This is a genomic window from Vibrio sp. D173a, assembly GCF_030248475.1.
Genome location: NZ_JAHGAH010001523.1, coordinates 1 through 492, shown reverse-complemented (window position 1 = coordinate 492; position 492 = coordinate 1). Strand labels below are relative to the sequence as shown.

General features: G+C 46.5%; 1 pseudogene. It reads left to right on the top strand.

Going from position 1 to position 492, the window contains the following annotated elements:
* A pseudogene (locus tag KIV40_RS34480) lies at positions 1-455 on the top strand (ATP-binding cassette domain-containing protein); the annotation flags it as partial.
* Between the last annotated feature and the right edge of the window lie 37 nt (positions 456-492).

The following is a 492-nucleotide window of genomic DNA, read 5'->3' as shown; positions in this document are numbered from 1 at the left end:
ATACATTGAGGCATAATCTGACCCTTGGCGCTGATTATGATTAGATGTCGTTGTGGCGTGCCCTAGATATTGCTCAAATGCAAGACGTCATTTCACAGTTGAGTGATGGCCTAGACACGCAGATAGGTAAAAATGGTGTCCGTCTGTCCGGCGGTCAAAGACAGCGTTTAGCTATCGCTCGAATGGTGTTGAGTAACCCTAAGTTTGTTATTCTCGACGAAGCGACGTCTGCCCTAGATACTGCAACTGAAGCCGCACTGCATAAAGCGCTGAGTGAATTTTTGAAAGACCGCACAACATTGATTGTTGCGCACAGGCTTTCTGCGGTGAAACAAGCTGACCTGATCTATGTATTAGAAGATGGGCAAGTAACACAAACAGGAATACATGGTGAATTGGTTGAACAACAAGGACTGTATCAAACACTCTACGGCAGTGTGCAATCTCACGCCTGATGTTTACCCGTGTTTTAATGGCGAGCACACCGCTCCC